The organism is Chitinophaga pendula (assembly GCF_020386615.1).
In the GTDB taxonomy this organism is placed as follows: Bacteria; Bacteroidota; Bacteroidia; order Chitinophagales; family Chitinophagaceae; genus Chitinophaga; species Chitinophaga pendula.
In genome coordinates, this window is sequence record NZ_CP077769.1 from 908,691 (window position 1) to 929,392 (window position 20,702).

Annotated in this window: 14 protein-coding genes; 10 read left to right on the top strand and 4 right to left on the bottom strand. The window is 49.6% G+C overall.

The genetic code is table 11. The features are described 5' to 3' along the window. Window position 1 precedes the first annotated feature (1 nt). On the top strand, window positions 2-1,135 hold the full coding sequence (locus tag KTO58_RS03620; RefSeq protein WP_095840695.1) for an efflux RND transporter periplasmic adaptor subunit: 1,134 nt from the start codon (window positions 2-4) through the stop codon (window positions 1,133-1,135). A 405-nt stretch (window positions 1,136-1,540) separates the two neighbouring features. Here KTO58_RS03620 and KTO58_RS03625 read toward each other — a convergent pair whose 3' ends face one another. From KTO58_RS03625 to KTO58_RS03635, 3 genes are all read right to left on the bottom strand, one after another. Further along, entirely contained in the window at window positions 1,541-2,431 is an 891-nt protein-coding gene (locus KTO58_RS03625; protein ID WP_095840694.1) for a DMT family transporter, read from the bottom strand. Window positions 2,432-2,511: 80 nt separating this feature from the next. Continuing rightward, window positions 2,512-3,954 (bottom strand): amino acid permease, encoded by a 1,443-nt coding sequence (locus KTO58_RS03630; protein WP_225860039.1) that lies wholly within the window; start codon window positions 3,952-3,954, stop codon window positions 2,512-2,514. A gap of 85 nt (window positions 3,955-4,039) precedes the next feature. After that, on the bottom strand, window positions 4,040-5,056 hold the full coding sequence (locus tag KTO58_RS03635; RefSeq protein ID WP_095840692.1) for a LacI family DNA-binding transcriptional regulator: 1,017 nt from the start codon (window positions 5,054-5,056) through the stop codon (window positions 4,040-4,042). Between the two features lie 193 nt (window positions 5,057-5,249). On the opposite strand from KTO58_RS03635, the gene KTO58_RS03640 reads away from it, so the two are divergent. From KTO58_RS03640 to KTO58_RS03680, 9 genes are read left to right on the top strand one after another with little or no spacing between them, the layout of a single operon-like run. Then, window positions 5,250-8,360 carry a SusC/RagA family TonB-linked outer membrane protein gene (locus KTO58_RS03640; protein ID WP_198315029.1) on the top strand — a complete coding sequence of 1,037 codons (3,111 nt, stop codon included), beginning with the start codon at window positions 5,250-5,252 and terminating at the stop codon, window positions 8,358-8,360. A 20-nt stretch (window positions 8,361-8,380) separates the two neighbouring features. Beyond that, entirely contained in the window at window positions 8,381-9,928 is a 1,548-nt protein-coding gene (locus KTO58_RS03645) for a SusD/RagB family nutrient-binding outer membrane lipoprotein (protein WP_198315028.1), read from the top strand. Window positions 9,929-9,970: 42 nt separating this feature from the next. After that, window positions 9,971-11,983 carry an alpha/beta hydrolase family protein gene (locus tag KTO58_RS03650; RefSeq protein ID WP_157753207.1) on the top strand — a complete coding sequence of 671 codons (2,013 nt, stop codon included), beginning with the start codon at window positions 9,971-9,973 and terminating at the stop codon, window positions 11,981-11,983. After that, complete coding sequence (locus KTO58_RS03655) at window positions 11,973-13,415, top strand: Gfo/Idh/MocA family protein (protein ID WP_095840689.1); 1,443 nt, start codon at window positions 11,973-11,975, stop codon at window positions 13,413-13,415. Before KTO58_RS03650 ends, KTO58_RS03655 begins: the two co-directional genes overlap by 11 nt. Before the next feature lie 38 nt (window positions 13,416-13,453). Further along, a complete protein-coding gene (locus KTO58_RS03660) occupies window positions 13,454-14,194 on the top strand; it encodes a glucosamine-6-phosphate deaminase (protein WP_095840688.1) in 741 nt (246 codons plus the stop codon). Window positions 14,195-14,218: 24 nt separating this feature from the next. After that, entirely contained in the window at window positions 14,219-15,538 is a 1,320-nt protein-coding gene (locus KTO58_RS03665; protein WP_225860040.1) for a sugar MFS transporter, read from the top strand. Window positions 15,539-15,555: 17 nt separating this feature from the next. Then, a complete protein-coding gene (gene nagA / locus KTO58_RS03670) occupies window positions 15,556-16,743 on the top strand; it encodes an N-acetylglucosamine-6-phosphate deacetylase (RefSeq protein WP_095840687.1) in 1,188 nt (395 codons plus the stop codon). A 17-nt stretch (window positions 16,744-16,760) separates the two neighbouring features. After that, the gene (locus KTO58_RS03675; protein WP_157753206.1) at window positions 16,761-18,281 is read left to right on the top strand and encodes a tagaturonate reductase; all 1,521 of its coding nucleotides are present in this window, start codon (window positions 16,761-16,763) and stop codon (window positions 18,279-18,281) included. A 4-nt stretch (window positions 18,282-18,285) separates the two neighbouring features. Continuing rightward, window positions 18,286-19,929 carry a UxaA family hydrolase gene (locus tag KTO58_RS03680; RefSeq protein ID WP_095841723.1) on the top strand — a complete coding sequence of 548 codons (1,644 nt, stop codon included), beginning with the start codon at window positions 18,286-18,288 and terminating at the stop codon, window positions 19,927-19,929. Between the two features lie 70 nt (window positions 19,930-19,999). Here KTO58_RS03680 and KTO58_RS03685 read toward each other — a convergent pair whose 3' ends face one another. Next, a complete protein-coding gene (locus KTO58_RS03685; RefSeq protein ID WP_095840685.1) occupies window positions 20,000-20,497 on the bottom strand; it encodes a ferritin in 498 nt (165 codons plus the stop codon). Between the last annotated feature and the right edge of the window lie 205 nt (window positions 20,498-20,702).

Here is a 20,702-nt window from a genome sequence, read left to right on the forward strand (position 1 = left end):
CATGCGCAAACTAGCATTTATCATATCCAGCTGCGGCCTCCTGATCGCATGCGGACAACAACAACAGGAAAAAAAAGAACAATCCGCCACCGCCGTTCACCCGGATAGTAATTCCGTTGCACTAACACCGGAACAGATGAAAACAGCTGGCATAGAACTGAAAACAGCCGAAACCAAAGCCATGCATGCCGTACTAAAGGTCAATGGCATAATAGACGTACCTCCGCAGAATATCGTCTCCGTAAGTATGCCCATGGGTGGCTATCTTAAGACCATGCGCTTACTGCCGGGCATGAAGGTCTCCAAAGGTCAGATACTGGCCACCCTCGAAGATCCTCAGTACATTCAGCTCCAACAGGACTACCTGGTCGCCAGAAGCCGCCTGCACTTCCTGGAAACAGATTTCGCCCGCCAGAAAGAACTCAACGAATCGAAAACAAACAGCGATAAAGTATTCCAGCAAGTAAGAAGCGAATACGAAAGCCAACGGGCCATCGTCAGCGCACTAAAAGAAAAACTGCAACTTATCAACATCAACCCGGATAAACTATCCGATGCCTCCATCTCCCGGCAGATCAGCATCTATGCACCTATCAGCGGTTATGTCACCAAAGTGAATGTCAACACCGGCCGCTATGTAAGTCCTACAGATATCCTGCTGGAACTGATAGACCCGGCCGACTTGCACTTAAGTCTCACCGTCTTCGAAAAAGACCTGTTCCGCCTCTCACCGGGACAACTCGTTACCTGCTATACCAACGATCAGCCTGACCAGGTATATAAAGCGAAAGTCCATCTCATCACACCTAATGTCAACCAGGACCGGTCCGGAGAAGTACACTGCCACTTCGAAACCATGGACAAACGCCTCCTGCCAGGCATGTTCATGAACGCTACCATCGAACTGGGCAACGGCAACGCAACCGCCGTCCCCGACGATGCCGTCGTGAAATGGAAAAACCAACCCTTCCTGTTCGTCGCCGCCGGTAATGGTCACTTCACCATGACACCCGTAGAAACAGGTAATACCATCGATGGCTACACGGAAATAAGAACACCACTCGATCACAAACAGGTAGTAACTAAGAACGCCTACGCGCTCCTGATGAAAATGAAAAATGGGGGAGAAGAATAATAATAACAATAGGTTAGCCAGGTGTTATTGCCTGGCTAACATCACCTGTTAATTATAAGATATCACCGGAACACTAACCAATATCTTACAGTAGCTTAGTTAGCGAACGTAGCATTAATTGACTTGTGTTAACTTTATCCAATAAAGTCACTCAATAAAGCCACTCAATAAAGCCAGGACAGCGTTGCCTTCCAGGTAAGAACCTCCATACTCACCTTCTCACTGGTCAACGATACCGATGCGACCTACCACTTCGCTTTCAACATCCCTGAAAACCAACTGAATGAGGCTATCAAATGGGCAAGAGGAAAAGTCGTATTGCTGCCCGTTACACCTGGTAACAACGTGGCTGAATTTCAGATTGGAAAACAAATGCCGTATATTTCTATGATAATAATGGTAAACCTAACGCTTAGCCTTCGCAGACCTGGCACTTAGCCAGATACCAGCTATCACTAACACACTACCAGCATACTGCCAGCCAGTAAAAGTGTCTTTCAGGAAGATAAAAGCAATAACGGCACCTATCACCGGGTTCAGGTTCAGGAAATTACCCACCTGCGCAGCAGGCAGGCTCTCTAACGCCCGGTTGTACAGAAAATAAGCAAGGGCAGAAGCAAAAAGCCCCAGGTAAGTCATACCTGCCCACGCCCCGGCAGAAATAGTAGGCATCCCATGCTGGTAAAGCTCGTAAAAGAACATAGGCAACAAACACAGGGTCCCGAAGAATGTACTCACACTGGTAACCAATATCGTATCCATGTTCTTCAGACTTCTGGATAATAACGTATAAGCACCCCACAGGCATACCGCCCCTACCATCAACGCACTGCCCAGCAGCCCGTTGTCGGATTTTTGCGCATTACCGACAAAACCCACCAGTATAACGCCGATCACCGATAGAACGATTCCCGTAATGGTTTTTGAATAAAGATGCTCCTTGAGTATCAGGGCCGCAGGTATAGCAATCGCTACCGGGATCAACCCTTCTATCATCGCACCACTGGATGCTGATATATACCGCATACCCGAATTGAAAAGACAGTAGTAAACCGTAATGCCACTCAACCCCATCAGCAATAAATGCCCGTAAGGTAATGCGTGCCGAACCTTCCGTCTCCTGGCAAGAAAAAAGGGTAACAATACAGCGCTGGCAATCAGATGACGAAGGGTGGCCAGCACAAATGGGGAAACCTCCTGCACCACCAGCTTGGTAACAGAAAACGAACTGCCCCATATTAACATCACAAAGATGATGCTGATAAAGCCTTTCGTACGTTCATTAACGATGTGCATAATGCCGCGAATATACAGCTTTCAATACACTAAAAAAGGCCACTCTTTAGAGTGGCCTTTACAGGAATATCTTTTATCCGCTACACCTGCTGCACCTGCCGCCGCTGACGGTTGATCAGCCAGAAACAGATATACAGGAACAATACCCACACCGGGATCAGCTCCACCGGCAATTTCATACCGGTTATCCACATCAGCACCAGGATACCCACCAGGAAGATCAGACAGATATAGTTCGACAACGGGTAGATAAAAGAAGGAAACTTCGTACGTACCTGCTCCTCCTGCTTTACCTTCCGGAACTTCAAATGCACCACGCTGATCATCAACCAGTTGATAATCAAAGAAGACACCACCAGCGACATCAATACCTCCAAAGCCTTCTCCGGGATCAGTTTATTCACAATAATGCAGATCGCCGCAAACAACCCCGATACCAGGATCGCATTCACCGGTACATGATTGTTGTTCAGCTTCGACAGAAAACGGGGCGCATTACCCTGTTCCGCCAACCCAAACAACATACGGCTGTTACTATATACACAACTGTTATAAACAGACAACGCCGCTGTCAACACGATCAGGTTCAATACATTCGCAATCAGGCTGGTGAAATAAATAGTCTTGCCGAAAAGCGAGAACTGGAAACCCTTCAGACTGTCAAACACCATCACAAAGGGACTACTATCCGTTGTAATACTCTTCCACGGAGACAAGGAGAACAAAATGATCAAAGCACCTACGTAAAAGATCAGGATACGATAGATCACCTGGTTGGTAGCCTTCGGAATAGTCTTCTCTGGTTTGTCCGCTTCAGCAGCCGTAATACCTATCAGCTCCAATCCCCCAAAGGAGAACATAATCAGCGCAATAGCAGAAAATAACCCCTGGTAGCCGCCCGACCCATCGTAACCTAGTAACCCTTTAGGGAAAAAGCCACCGTCATTCCAGAGGTTCGCTACCGTAGCCTGTGGACCACCACTGCCACTGAACAGCAGATAAATACCAAATACGATCATCGCAATAATAGCGACCACCTTCACAATAGAAAACCAGAATTCCGCTTCTCCGTATACTTTTACAGAACTGAGATTTAACGCATTTATAGCCACAAAGAAAAAGAGACTGGATGCCCACAACGGCACCTCCGGCCACCAGAAATGTACATACACGCCAATAGCCGTTAACTCCGACATACTCACCAGGATATATAGTATCCAGTAGTTCCATCCCGATGCAAAACCGGCAAAACTACCCCAGTAACGATACGCAAAATGGCTGAAACTGCCGGATACCGGTTCTTCCACCACCATCTCCCCCAACTGACGCATAATGAAAAAAGCAATGATCCCGGCCATCGCATAACCCAGGATAACGGATGGGCCTGCCAATACAGCAGCTGGACCTATGCCCAGAAATAATCCCGTTCCAATAGCTCCACCCAGCGCGATCAGCTGAATGTGCCTGTTCTGTAAACCCCGCTTTAACTGCTGTGGGTCCTGATTTTGGTTTGTTGATTCCAATTGTTGACGTTCTAAAGGTATAGTTGCAATATGGGTTAATTTCGGCAATTTAGTAAACTAATATTTATTTTAGCATAGTATAATATCATCCGCGTCCACTCGACTCCCGCACGATCAACCTCCCTGGCAATACCACCTCCTCCGGCTCAAATCGTTTCTTCTGTATATGCTTCAGCAATAACTGACAACTGATCTTGCCGATCTCAAAAGCTGGCTCCGCAATCGTACTCAGAGAGGGCGAAACAATCGCCGCAACAGGATCATTCGTAAACCCGATCACCCCCACTTCCTTGCCCACCCGTATATCCTTTCTCTTCAATGCTAGAATAGCTCCCACCGCCTTCCGGTCATTCACCGCAAAGATTGCGTCAGGCGTATCCTCGCATAGCCATAACTGCTCCAGGTCATTTTCCCCGTGATCCTGCGTAAACCCCGAATGAACGATCCACTCCGGCCGTACCGGCAACTTGTACTGCCGGAGCGCATCCAGGTAACCCTTCAGCCGCCGCTGCGTAAAAGTAAGCCCCTCAGGCCCCGCAATATGCGCAATCTTACGATAACCGTTCTGCAACAAATGGGTCGTCGCTTCAAATGCACCGTTATAATCATCCTGCATCACCTTCGACGTAGCAATATGCGCCGCAACACGGTCGAAAAATACTACGGGTATCCCATTGTCCATCACCTCCTGAAAATGCTGCTCCGAATCCGCCTGCGAAGACACACATACCAACAACCCATCCAAACTGCTGAGCGATAAATTACGCACCACATCCACCTCCCGATCCGCATCATTACCCGTCACGAATAAGATCAGATTATACCCAGCAGCATAAGCAACCTCCTGTATCCCCGTAAATAAAGTGGAAAAATAATAGTTAGTGATCTCCGGCAACAACACTCCCATAGTATGCGTACGGTTACGCACTAACCCGATCGCATTGAAATTCGGCTTGTAATTCAATTCCGCAGCCTTTTCCAACACGATCTGCCGGGTCTCGGCATTCACATCATAAGTGTCCCTTAACGCCCTGGATACCGTTGACACGGAAATATTCAAGGCATGTGCAATGTCTTTGATAGTGGCAAAATGACGACGCATCCTTCTTGTTCCCCCAATTGGTAAATACTTAAATATAATCAAAAACAACCGTTCCGCATAGCTGACATCCGTCATATACCCCGCGTTTTCGGTAACGTTCTCGCTGATTTATTTGATGTTCCTTCCTGTCAATTGTACTTTGGAGTACTGTAATTCACGACCAAAAGGGGATCATTTATAAACTGTTCTTCGTATGAAAAGATGTATGTATCCAACCAACAAATGCTTATATCTCTTGCTGCTGCTGCTCACACTCTCCTTGCCCGGACTCGCTCAGGACCAGGGAGCAATAAAAGGTGTCGTACAAGATGCCACAGCAGGTACGCCCCTTCCCGGCGTCAGCGTGAGTATTAAAGGGACAACAAAAGGGACCGCCACCGACGCTAATGGAAACTTCTCCATCACTGCCTCACCAGATGCCATATTGGTCTTTTCCTTTATGGGTTACGACAAAAAAGAAGTAAACATCACTGGTAACTCCTCCCTGACGATCAAATTGCAACAAACCACCGCCAACCTCGGAGAAGTAGTCGTAACCGCATTGGGAATAGAACGCAAGACACGCTCATTAGGCTATGCCACCCAACAACTCAAAGGTGCCGATCTCGTAGCCGTAAAAGATCCCAATGGCAACATCATGAATAGCCTGAGCGGAAAAGTCGCAGGTATCGTTACCACTCCCGCCGCTACCGGCCCGGGTAGCGCAGTAAGGGTCGTACTCCGTGGTAACCGCTCCCTCACCGGCAACAACAACGCCTTGATCGTCATCGATGGCGTACCAGTAGACAACACCATGTCCACAGAAGCCGGCGGCGGCGGCTCCGTCAATACCATCGCTACTCAGTCCAAAAGCACCGGCAGCAGCTACTCCGGCAGCGATGGCGCTTCCAATATCAACCCGCAGGACATAGAATCTATCAACGTACTCAAAGGCCCGGCCGCCGCCGCACTATATGGCAGCCGCGCCGCCAACGGTGCCCTGATCATCACCACCAAATCAGGTAAATCAGGCGCCATGTCCGTCAACTATAACGGCGGCTTCGCCATCGATCAACCCAACCTCCTCATGAAATTCCAAAATACCTATGGCAGAGGAAATGGCGGAACATACGCCCCCTCCGCCGCAGAAAGCTGGGGCGCCCCGCGTAAAACATACCCGGGCAACGTAAAAAGCTTTTATAATACCGGCACCTCCATCAATAATTCAATAGACATATCAGGGGGCTCAGAAAAACTACGAGGATATGCCTCCTATACCAATAATGCCAACACCGGCATCATAGCAGGTAATAACCTCCAACGCCATACCCTTAACCTCCGCCTCAACGCTCAGGTAACACCTCGTCTCACTACAGATGTGAAAGTGACCTACCTCGATCAGAAGATCAAAAACAAACCACGCCTGGGAGACAACGGCATCGCCAACGAAGCCCTCATCATGCCTCGCGATATGAGCCCCGACTCACTCAAAATGTATGAACGTTTCGATGCCACCGGCAAACCCATCCCCGTCTACTGGACCAACTCCTCCATCTATGTCAATCCATACTGGGATGTCAACCGTACCAGCCTCAATGAAAACCGCAACAGGGTCATCCTCCTCGGAACCGCTAAATATAAACTGACAGACTGGCTCAATATTCAGGGCCGATACAGCCTTGACCGCTATGATGATAAAATCACCGGCAGCTACCACGAAGGCACCCTCGCCATGCCCATCGCACCGGGTGGCCGATATATCGAAGGCACCATCAGCCAGTGGGAACGTAATATGGATGTACTCCTGAGCGGCGCCAACAAGATCGCAGGAGATATCGGCGTCAGCTATAACCTCGGCGCCGCCGTAATGACCCGCCGTGGCGCCAACAAACAATCGCTGGCCAACGGTCTGGTCGTACCGAATAGATTTCATCTCAACTTCGCCGCCACACCAGCATTCGCAGTCATCGACTTCGAAAGGGAAATTCAATCCGTTTATGGTAGCGCCTCCTTCGACTTCCGGCAATACCTCTACCTCGATGTCAGCGCCCGCAACGACTGGTCCTCCACCTTGCCAGCACCACATAGCTACTTTTACCCGTCAGTAGCACTGTCTGCCGTCGTATCAGATATGGTCCACCTGCCTGCCTGGATCACCTACGGGAAAGTACGGGCAACCTACTCCCAGGTCGGTAATGATGCCGACTCGTACCTCCTCATGCAGGCATACAGCTACTCACAGGGCACCGGCAATGGCTTCATTTCACGGGATAACCTGAAATATATCCCCGATCTCAAACCCGAACAGACTAAATCCTATGAAGTAGGCCTCGACTGGCGCTTCCTCAATGATCGTATCGGCGTCGACCTCGCCCTCTATAAAACCAATACCATCAATCAGCTCATATTCATCGGCGTACCACAGGCAACAGGATTCAACCAGCAATATGTCAATGTAGGTAACATACAGAACCAGGGTATAGAAATAGTACTGACAGGTACACCTGTCAAACAAAAGAACTTCACCTGGAATACTACGGTCAACTTCGCCCGCAATAAAAATAAAGTGATCTCCCTCCTCGATGGCATCAACGAAACCAGCCTCTCACCTTCCAACATCCTGGGTAGCCTGCTGATAAGACCTGGCGGCGCATACGGAGATATCTACGACCGCACCTGGGCCAAAGATGAGAAAACAGGGCAATACCTGGTGAACAGCGCAGGTCTGCCGGTCATGACCAATACCTTGCAGAAACTGGGCAACTTCAACCCCGACTTCACCTTGGGATGGAGCAATCGCTTTCAATACAAACAATTCGATCTGAACGTGCTCGTCGATGGCAGGGTAGGAGGGATATTAGTCTCAGGCACCGACGCATTCCTCGCATACTATGGCCTCGGAGACTATACCACCAACCACCGCGATGGCGGCCTGGTATTGCCTGGCGTAGTGGCCGATGGCACTAACAATACCACCACTATCAATGCCGAAAAACTATGGACCAACGTATCACAGAGTGGTCGTAACGGTTACGCCCAGTTCTTCGCCTACAGCGCTACCAACTTCAGATTGAGAGAACTGGCACTGGGATATAATTTTGAACTGAACAATAAATTTGTGAAACAGGCAAGAATATCACTCACCGGCCGTAACCTCTTTTTCTTCTATCGCGGCCGCTCCACACTCGATATACCGGGCATAGGCAAACGAAAACTTCCCGTAGATCCGGAAGCAGCCATCGGTACCAGTAACTACCAGGGAATAGAATCCGGACTGCTACCCGCCACCCGCAGCTTCGGTGTTAATATCAGCCTTTCCTTCTAAGCCTTCTAAATGTGATAATCATGAAACACCTACTCCGATATATGATCCTGCCGGCAATAATAGTATCCATGGCTGCCTGCACCAAAAACTTCGAAGACATGAATACCAATCCGGGTAAGATCACAGACATCTCCGCCCGCGAACTGCCCTTCATGTTCTCAAGGGCTCAGTCGGCCGCCCCCATGAATCAATCATACTATCAGACCGCGCAAAACCTGTACGCAGATCTCTACGCCCAGTATTTTGCACTCACCACCACCAACTTCCAGACAGACCGCTACGTGATCAACGATGGGTGGCTCCCCCGCCCCGGTATCGTAGCCAACGTACTCACCGCACCTCAGCTCAAAACAATCTTCCAATATACCGATCCGGCCTCCGGAGAATATGCCTTAGCCAGCATCATGTGGGTATACACCTTTCATCGCTTCACCGACTACTTCGGGCCAGTACCGTATTTCCAGGTAGGCGAAGCACAACAGCGTATACCCTACGATCCGCAGGATAAGATCTACGACGACTTCTTCAAACGGCTGGACCTAGCTGTCGCCAATCTCAAAAAACTATCCGTCGCCAATGTCTTCGGTACCTACGACCTGATATATGGTGGTGATGTACAGCAATGGATCCGTTTCGCCAACACACTACGCCTTCGGCTGGCCATGCGCATATCACTGGTAGCACCGGAACGTGCCAGGCAGGAAGCTGAAACCGCCATCGCCGCCGGCGTGATGACAGAAAATATCCATACCGCCTGGCTCAAAAGATCACTGAAAAACGATGGGAATGGCCTCTCCCAAATTGGCTCCTACAACGAGTTCAGCATGAGCTCCACCATGGCGTCTTACCTGAAAGGATATAACGATCCCCGCCTCGAAGTATTCTTTCAGCCGTCCGTCGCCGGCAATAAATACAGAGGTCTCCGGAATGGTAGCACCGCTGCAGCTATCAACTTACCACTCAACCGCCCGGCCCAGACCTCCAATGTAGGAAAACGATGGGCTGCCTGGAATGGCGCCGCCTGGGTACCGCAACTCGAAGCCTCCCAAGCCGTCATCTACGCAGCAGAAGCCTACTTCCTGAGGGCAGAAGCAGCTTTGAATGGATGGAATGCTGCCGGATCAGCAGCAGACCTCTATGCCAAAGGAATAGAGATGAGCCTGCGGCAATGGGGCATTACTGATGCATCCGTTATCAATAACTACATACAGTCCTCCGCAATGCCCACCGCTCCCGGAGATGCAGAAAACTCCCCGGCAGTAGCAACCATACCGGTGAAATTCAGCCCCTCCGCAGATATCCAGCGGCAACAGATCGGCACCCAGAAATGGCTGGCCATCTACCCCGATGGTATAGAAGCTTGGGCTGAATACCGGCGCAGTGGCTATCCGCAAATGTACCCGGTACTACAGTCCGATAATACAGATCTCCCCGCAGGTGTCTTCATTAAACGCCTCCCTTATCCGTCCACCGAAGCTACCACCAATAGCGAAGAACTGAAGAAAGGCATACAACTGCTGGGTGGCCCCGATAACGCAGCAACAAAGCTCTGGTGGGATAAAAATTGATGAATGATGAAACACTTCGTAATAATCAGCTGTATATGCAGTATGGTAGTAGTTACAACACCACTATGTGGACAAACAACCAATGCCGCTAACCAACCGGAAGACAGGATAGCCGCACAGCTGAGAAAAGAGGCAGCCGCTGCCTTCCGGCATCATAGCACTTCCTTCTCCATGCAACACTGGCGGGAAACAAAAGAGGCACTGAAACAAAAGATCATCCGCCACACCGGTGTCCGCATCGACCACGACCTGCCATTGCTGTATCGGGAAACAGGACATACCCAACAGAATGGATATGTCGTAAAGAATATCCTGTTCCAGACACAACCTGGCGTAATGGCGACCGCCAACTTGTACATACCCGATGGAAAAGGCCCCTTTCCTGCCGTCATCAACAGTCACGGACATTGGAAAGATGCCCGCATGGGAGAAATGGTCCAGTCCCTCGCCCATTCATTGGCTCAGCAGGGATTCGTATGCCTGAACATAGATGCCTGGGGCGCCGGAGAAAGAACGTCCATACAAGGCGAAGCAGAGTATCACGGGGCTAACCTGGGCGCCTCCCTGATGAACATCGGCACCTCACTCATGGGCATGCAGCTTACTGACAACATCAGAGGTGTCGACCTCTTATGCACATTGCAGGAAGTAGATAAAACCCGTATAGGTGCCACCGGCGCCAGCGGCGGCGGCAACCAGACCATGTGGCTCGCAGCACTGGACGAACGTATCAAAGCAGCCGCCCCGGTAGTAAGTGTAGGCACCTTCGAATCCTATATCGTACATAGCAACTGCGTATGTGAACTGCTTCCCGATGGACTGACATTTACAGAAGAAGCGGCCGTTTTAGGTCTCATCGCACCGCGCGCACTCAAGATCTGTAACGCACAACGCGATGCCAGCAAGTCCTTCTCGCCGCAGGAAATGTTACGTACCTACCACCAGCTCTCACCCATATACGCTCAAGAGAAGGCAAAGGATAAATGCAGCTACGAAATATTCAATACCACACATGGATACTGGCCCGAGATCAGGGCCGCTGTACTGGGGTGGTTTACCTTACAGCTCAAAGGTACCGGCACCGGCGCTCCGCAGCAACTAGCGACTGTCGATCTGCTGTCTTTGGAACAATTGGCCGTCTTTCCCCACACCAGCAGGGATACCGCCGTAATGAGTACCGCCGCCTATTGCCACCGGCAGGGTACATTACGCAGAGAAGCCTATCTGCATACAACCGCGTTTAATCAAGCCCGTAAAAGAAAGGAACTGGCAGAAATCCTGCGCTTACAGCCCGTACCACCAGCACAACAGGTACAGCATAAAAGCAAAACCGCCGGATGGGAACAGATCGAACTGACAACCGCAGCAGACCAGTTACCCGTACTACTGAAACGGCCATCCCAAAAAGGGAAAACTTACACTATCATATTAACGCCCGCAGGAAAAGATAGCATACCCGCAAAACTCATACAAGAACTTACCGCTACTGGCAATGGGATCGTGTTGGTCGATGGCTGGGGAATAGGCACGCACAACGCACCGGAAGCACGTAAAATAGATGGTAGCCTGCCGCCTTTTCATACACTGGCCCGCTCTATGATATGGTTGGGAAAAACGATACAGGGACAATGGGTACAGGAACTGCAACTCCTCACCGCGTTTTTAAGGCAAGAGCTGCAGGCATCATCCATAAGTATCCACGCTTCAAAAGAGCTGGCAGTAGCCGCCTTGTGTTTTGCTGCCCTGGATGGTAACATATCTTCGCTGGCACTGAAGCACTGCCCGGTAAGCTACGTGTTCGATCAGCGCGCTGGCATAGACTATTTCAACATGGCCATTCATATACCAGGAATACTCCCCTGGGGAGATATATCCTTGTTGGCAGCACTGAGTAACGCAAACATCATACTCCATGAACCGGTTACCATGTCCGGTCATCCGCTGGATAACAACACACTGAAAAGCTATCAGCAGGAATTCAACGAAATAAATATAAAGACAGGACGGAAAGGTCAAACCGTGCTTAAAAATGAAAACTTCGATTATGAAAAATAACCGCAGAGACTTTCTGAAACTGGCAGGACTGGCAGGAGTAGGATGGACCGGCGCCTCATTATTACCTGGAGAGGCCCTGGCACAACAGGCACCTAAAGACCGCCTGCCACAGATACGTAAGCAGGCCGCCCGTAAATATACCCAGCGCTTTAACATGAGCGGATACGCTGCTCCCGCCATCGAAACAGTACGCATCGGTTACATAGGACTTGGCAACAGGGGCGCCGCAGCAGTAGAAAGAGGATCCTACCTGGAGGGGGTAGAAATAAAAGCATTGTGCGACATCCGCCCCGGGAAAGCCGCCGAAGCACAACAACGCATACAACGCCCGGGACATCAGCCCCAATTATACAGCGGTACCGCCGATGCATGGAAACAGGTATGCGAAAGAGAAGATATAGATCTCATCTACATTGCCACCCCCTGGAGTTTACATACACCTATCGCACTCTATGCCATGAAACATGGCAAACATGTAGCCACCGAAATACCAGCCGCCGTTACCATGGAAGAATGCTGGCAACTGGTGGAAACCTCAGAAGCAACACGAAAACATTGCGTCATGCTCGAAAACTGCTGCTATGACTTCTTCGAACTGCTAACTCTCAACATGGCCAGGCAGGGATTCTTCGGAGAAATAATACATGGCGAAGGCGCATATATACACGATATACTCAATAGCCTGTTCGACAAAAATAAACGATACGACCTCTGGCGACTGAAAGAGAATGCCAAACGAAATGGTAACCTCTATCCCACACATGGACTGGGCCCCATCTGCCAGGTAATGGACATCAACCGCGGAGATAGTATGGACTACCTGGTGTCAATGTCCGGCAATGACTTTATGATGGCTGCAATGGCCAAAGAAGTGGCCGCAAGGGACGAAACGTTCAGACCCTACGTAGGGAAACCCTTCCGGGGTAATATGAATACAACGACCATCCGCACACGTAAAGGTCGTACCATCATGCTCCAGCACGATGTCACCTCCCCACGTCCTTATTCCCGTATCCACCTCGTCAGCGGCACAAAAGCCGTAGCCCAGAAATACCCGCTGGAACCCCGCATTGCCACCAGTCACGAAGGATGGTTGCCCGATACGGAATTTAAAGCGCTGGAAGAAAAATTTACACCGCCCATCGTACACAAATTGGGAGAAATGGCCAGGCAGATCGGCGGACATGGGGGTATGGACTTCCTCATGGACTGGCGACTCATCGACTGCCTGCGCAACGGCCTGCCAATGGACATGGATGTATACGATGCCGCCTCCTGGACCGCCGTCGGCCTGCTCAGTGAATGGTCCGTAGCCAACCGCTCCGCATCTATCGACGTACCCGACTTTACCGCAGGTGCCTGGAAACATAATAAGCCAGTAGACATCTCCCTGCAGAAAGGAGGAACTACCGGCGTAAAAGTAAACACATAACCATTTTTATAATCACCGAGTTAATAATCTTTTATCCAATGAAAGTTATCCGATCAGCAGATCATCAGCAACTGGGAACCCAGGCAGGAAAAGCCGCCGCCGAATTGATACGTAATGCCATCACAGCAAAAGGACATGCCAATATCATTCTGGCAACAGGTACCAGCCAGTTCGAAACACTCCGGCAGCTCATAGAAGAAAATATCGACTGGAGTAAAGTAAACATGTTCCACCTGGATGAGTACATAGACCTGCCGGAACAACATCCTGCAAGCTTTCGCAAATACCTCAAAGAACGTTTTCTGCAAAAAGTTACACCGCTCAATAATGCTTTTCTCGTAAATGGAGAAGCAGAACCGGCAGCAGAATGCGTACGACTGGGTAAACTCATTCAGGATCATCCTATAGATGTAGCTTTAGTAGGAGTAGGGGAGAATGGACACCTCGCGTTTAATGATCCACCGGCAGATTTTAATACCAGGCAACCTTATATCGTGGTAAATCTAGACACTGACTGCCGCAAACAACAGATGAACGAAGGATGGTTCGCTTCGATCGACGAAGTGCCGGCACAAGCAATCAGCATGTCTGTATACCAGATCATGCAGGCCAAGCATATCATCTGCTCCGTACCGGGAAAACGTAAAGCACTGGCAGTAAAGAACAGCCTCGAACAACCCGTGGATAACCGCTATCCGGCCAGTATCCTGCAGTCACATGAAAACTGCATATTTTACCTGGACCCCGAGTCCGCAGCCGGATTGTCCGCACATAACTAAGCACCGGACCAAACTACATAGCACATGAAGAAAACTACAGCGGCATTGGATGCAAAAGCTTTTAGCAAACGGGACACCATGATCTCCCTGATCATCATCGGGATGCTGTTTTTTATCTTCGGATTTGTATCATGGGTCAATGCCATCCTGATTCCTTACTTTAAAGTGGCCTGCGAATTGAACCACTTCCAGTCCTATCTGGTCACATTCGCATTTTATATCGCTTATTTCGTCATGTCCGTCCCGTCTTCCTATTTGCTCAAAGCCATCGGCTTCAAAAATGGTATCATGTGCGGATTCCTGGTCATGGCAGCAGGCGCCTTCATTTTCATACCGGCCGCACTTTTTCGCGTGTATGAAGTGTTTTTAGTAGGATTGTTTACGATAGGATTAGGGTTGGCAGTGTTACAAACCGCTGCCAATCCCTATATCACCATCCTGGGTGAAAAAGAAAGAGCCGCCCAGCGCATCAGCATAATGGGCATCTGTAATAAAGGAGCAGGTATATTAGCACCTGTACTATTTGCCGCCGTTATTCTCAAAGCTACCGACAATGAACTGTTTGCCAGCCTGGCCAATATGGACGATGGAGAAAAAGCCGCCGCACTGGATACCCTGATAAGACGCGTAATAATACCGTATGCCATCCTGGGCATTGTACTGATCGGCTTGGGAACGATCGTCCGTATGTCTCCGCTCCCCGAAATCAACACCGAAGAGGAAAGTGCAGCAATCGCCATGGTCAATGCAGCAAAGAATAACATATTGCAGTTCCCACACCTGGTACTGGGAGCATTGGCCATCTTTTTGCATGTAGGTACGCAGGTAATCGCAGTAGATACCGTCATCGGATACGCCGGTTCTATGGGTATACAGCTGCTGGAAGCGAAAGTATTTCCTTCCTATACACTGACCGCCACCATTTGCGGCTACTTCCTGGGTATCCTGCTGATACCCCGCTACCTGAGCCAGCTGCGTGTCCTGCAAATATGCACCGTCATGGGTGCCATATTTACCCTATTGATCATTTTCGCGGGTGGAGAAATAAAACTTTTAGGCCATACCGCCGACGTCTCCCTCTGGTTCGTAATAATGTTGGGGCTCGCCAACTCAATGGTATGGGCCGGCATATGGCCCCTGGCGCTCGATGGCCTGGGACGATTCACCAAACTGGGCGCCTCCGTTATGATAATGGGACTCTGTGGAAATGCTATCATGCCATTGCTATATGGACATTTCGCAGATATATACAATGTGAAAGATGCTTATTGGGTCTTATTCCCTTGCTACCTGTATCTCGTATTTTACGCATTCAGAGGATATAGGTATCGAACATGGCGATAACCTGAAAATTAAATAAGATGGAACAGCTGATAAAGATTGTCAATGGCCGTGTTATCACCCCGCTCCGGATCATAGAAAATGGAACGGTACTGGTACGTAACGGCATAATAGAAGCCATAACAGCAGGAACGCCGGAAACAACCGCTGCCGTCACAATAGATGCAAACGGGCAATATATATCGCCTGGCTTTATAGACTTGCATATACATGGTGGAGGTGGGTACGACTTTATGGATGCCACACCGGAAGCCTTCCTGAAAATAGCCGAAATGCATGCAAAGTATGGCACCACCGCTATGGTGCCTACTACCCTTACAGCCGAAAAGCAAGATCTCCTGCGTACATTGGATAGTTACACCGCGGCACTTGCCGTCAATACTAACGGAGCAACATTCATGGGCATACACCTCGAAGGGCCCTATTTCGCTATGAGCCAACGGGGCGCGCAACATCCCAAATATATCAGGGAGCCGGATGAACACGAATACCGGGAAATATTGGAATACAGCCCGCATATCGTCCGCTGGAGCATCGCCCCGGAATTGAAAGGAGCGCCCCAAATGGGCCGCCTCCTTCGCGAAAAAGGAATATTGCCGGCGATCGCTCATACTGATGCCGTCTATGAAGAAGTCGTAACGGCATTTGAGTCCGGATTCACACTGGCCACACACTTCTACTCTGCCATGTCCGGCGTTACCCGCCGCAACCTGTTCCGCCATGCGGGCGTAATAGAAAGCGTATACCTGATAGACGAAATAGATGTAGAGGTCATCGCCGATGGGGTACACCTGCCCGCAGCATTACTCAAACTGATATATAAAATAAAAGGACCCGATCGTATCGCATTGATTACAGACGCCATGCGCGCCGCCGGCATGCCGCCGGGCAATAGCATCCTGGGGCCACTCCATGGCGGACTGCACGTCATCGTCGAAGATGGCGTCGCAAAACTACCCGACTACAGCGCATTCGCCGGAAGCGTCGCAACAGCTGACAGGCTCGTACGCAACATGGTCCGGATGGCCGAAATACCACTCCACGAAGCAGTCAGAATGATGAGCCTGACCCCGGCACGTATCATGGGAATACAACATCGCAAAGGCTCCCTGACGCCTGGCAAAGATGCCGATATCCTCATCATGGACAATAACCTGAGCGTGAAATGGACAATGGTAGCAGGAAAAATAGTACACGACGTTTTGTAACCTCTACAATATATGGTATGAATACCCTGAACTGGCAACAGGTAGCTGCACTGAACGACCCTTCGATACATAAGCCCGCCGCAGATATCCGCCTGCTACCGGAAAAAGTATTGCAATTTGGTACCGGCATCTTGCTAAGAGCTTTGCCGGATTACTTTATTGACAAAGCCAACCGGCAACAGCTGTTCAATGGCAGGATCGTAGTAGTCAAATCTACGCCCGGCCACATACCGGCCGCCTTCCAGCGGCAGGATCATTTATATACCTTACTCATACAAGGCAATCAACCACAGGCACTGCCAGGAGAAGAACCTGTCATCTGTGCCGCCATCAGCAGGGTACTCGCCGCTCACGAAGATTGGGACCTTGTACTGGCCTGCGCCACAGATCCCAACATCCGTATCATCATCTCCAACACGACAGAAGCCGGCATTCGATACGAACCGGAAACTATAACGCAGCATCCACCGGCATCATATCCCGCCCGCTTGCTGGCATGGCTCTATCACAGGTTCTGTTACTTTAAAGGCAACGTCACCGCCGGAATGGTGATCATCCCTACAGAACTGGTCCCGGAAAATGGTACACTACTAAAAAAGATCTTGCTGGACCTGGCAGCATTCAATAAAATGTCGCCCGCTTTTTTAGACTGGTTACAGGAACATAATAATTGCTGCAATTCCCTCGTAGATCGTATCGTACCGGGTACCCCTCACGCTCCAGCAAGACTGTTGTTCGAACAACGCTACGGATATAAGGATGAACTGGCAGTGATCACAGAACAATACGCACTCTGGGCCATCGAAGGCGATGACAGGATTCGCGAAATACTGAGCTTCCACCGGGCCGACGAACGTATCATTATCACACCCGATATAGAAATATACAGGGTGCTGAAACTATACCTGCTCAACGGCACACACATCCTGTGCTGCGGACTGGCATTACTGTCCGGCTTATCCACCGTACAGGAAGCCATGGAAGACCCGGTATTCTCACATTACCTGCAGGCATTGATGTACGAAGAAATAATGCCGGCCATCCCATATCAATTAAGGGCGCATGTCGCTGCGCATTTTATAGAGAATATCCTCCTCCGCTTCCGCAATCCACATATCCGGCACGCCTGGATAGATATCACCCGGCAATACACCCGCAAACTCAGTATGCGCGTCGTACCGGTATTACTGCAATACTATAGCCAGTTTAAAACGCCTCCCGCGCGTATCGCATTAGGAATAGCGGCTTGGATAGCATGGATGGGGGTAACCGAAAAAAAAGAGGGAAGATATATCGGACAATACCAGGGGCTTGACTACGAAATAATGGATGAAAACGCGGAATGGTTTTATAACAACAGGCACAGAAAAGACATGCCGGAATATATCACCGGGATATTGGCCAATGATAAATGGTGGGGCGCCAATTTATACATATTGCCTGGCTTACCGGAAAAAGTAACACAATACTATTTACACCTCCTCAGGAATGAAGCAGGGGCGCTTCTCCGGGACATAGCTGTTGACCGTGAAAAATAATAATATGCAGAATAAGATACTCAAAGCTCATCCGGCAGATAATGTGCTGATCGCCTTATCCGATATCGATGCTGGTATGGAGCTAAGCTACGACAACGTCAATTATAAGACCATACAACAGATCCCGGCCAAACATAAATTCGCCGCGATAGATTTTAAAAAGGAAGAAGAAATCACCATGTATGGAGTACTAGTGGGAAAAGCAATAACGGATATCGCTACAGGAGAACTACTGACCACTGCCAATGTACGGCATGCCAGTAATACCTATGCACAATACCGCCAGCAAAATACCTGGATACCGCCTGATGTAAGCGCCTGGCGAACACGCACATTTATGGGCTATCACCGTAGCGATGGCAGTGTAGGTACTGCCAATTACTGGTTGGTCATCCCCCTTGTTTTCTGCGAAAATGAGAATGTGCAATTGCTGAAAGATGCCTTGCAGGAGCCACTCGGATATGGGAAAAAAAGATCGTATGCCGCCCTCACCAGGGAACTGATCGCAAAACAGCGGGCCGGGATTGCTCTTGACCAGAATAGTTACAACGAATGGAGCAGCGCACCGCTGGAGCAGTTAGTCTTCCCTGAAATCACGGGCATCAAATTTCTCACTCACCAGGGTGGCTGCGGAGGCACCCGCCAGGATGCACAGACCTTATGTGGCCTGTTAGCGGGGTATATCACACATGCCAACGTAGCCGGCGCCACCGTGTTAAGCCTGGGCTGTCAGAATGCACAACAGCAACTGTTGATGGATGAGATCCGTAAACGTGACCCGCAATTCAGCAAACCATTGGTAGTGCTAGATCAACAGCAATTGGGAACAGAGCATACACTAATGACAGATGCCATCACATTGACCCTGGAAGGGCTGGCAGCAGCCAATAAAATAACCCGCCAGCCTGCCCCGCTCAGCAAATTATGCATAGGGCTGGAGTGCGGCGGGTCCGACGGTTTCTCCGGTATTTCAGCCAATCCCGCCCTGGGACATGCATCAGATCTCTTGGTAGCATTGGGAGGGAGCGTTATACTGGCTGAATTCCCTGAATTATGCGGGGTAGAGCAGGAACTGATCGATCGCTGTACCACACCGGAAAATGCCCGTCGCTTTGCAGCATTAATGTATACTTATAGCCAGCGCGCAGAGGAAGCCGGCTCCGGTTTCGATATGAACCCCTCCCCGGGTAATATTAAGGATGGACTCATCACCGATGCCATGAAATCCGCAGGGGCTGCAAAAAAAGGGGGCGCTTCTCCCATAACCGCAGTCCTGGACTACCCGGAGAAAGTCAGCCTGCCAGGACTCAACCTCTTATGTACCCCCGGCAATGACGTGGAATCCACCACCGCCGAAGTAGGCGCAGGAGCCAACATCGTCGTGTTCACCACCGGCCTCGGTACCCCCACCGGAAATCCAATAGCCCCCGTAGTAAAAGTAGCAACCAACAATACCTTGCACCGCCGTATGCATGATATCATCGACATCAGCATGGGAGATATCATCGAAGGAAAAGAAACAATACAACAGGCGGGCGAACGCCTCCTGGAATATATTATCAGCGTAGCAGAAGGAACCACAACCGTAGCGGCCGTACGCCATGATAAAGATGACTTTATCCCCTGGAAAAGAGGAATATCACTATAAAAACATACAGTAATAACAACGGGCGCCAGGTATACCTGGCGCCCGCTATCAATATAGCAAATATAAAGCGCTACTCCTGGTCCATAGTAAGAACGTCCCTGTCAAACAGGTAAAGACCACTCTTATCATCACCGATCATCTCCAGCTTGTCGTTACACTCCCTGGCCAGACGCTCTTCCTCCATTTGCTCCATTACATACCACTGCAGGAAGTTATGCGTAGCATAGTCCTTTTCTGTCAAGGCGATCTCTATCAGCTCATTAATGCTCTCACTCACCTTGATCTCATGCTTCAACAGCTGCTCAAAAGCACTTTTGAGAGACACAAATGTCATCACCGGTTGCTCCAGCGCCGGCACAATAGCAAATCCACCACGCTCATTCACATAATGGATCAGCTTCAACATGTGCATACGCTCCTCATCACTATGACGGAAAAAAAATTTAGTTACACCTTTCAGACCCGGCTGTATCTCTGCCCAGCTACCCATTGCCAGATAGGCCTGGGAGGATTGCGCTTCCATCAGAATTTGCCTGTTGAGCGCTTCTTTCATGTTTTGTGATAGCATATTAGAACGATTTAGGATGATGTTATTCCGCCACAAATATAATGGCAGATCATTATTACCAGACAAAAAATACCAGAACTAATACTATTGACATCCCCGCACTTCCCCCAAATCGTATCAACCAGGTATTGTTCATATAGATATTTTTTAAATAAAATAAAAAATAAAATATGATAAAAACGCATCATCTTGTGTCGAAATACTA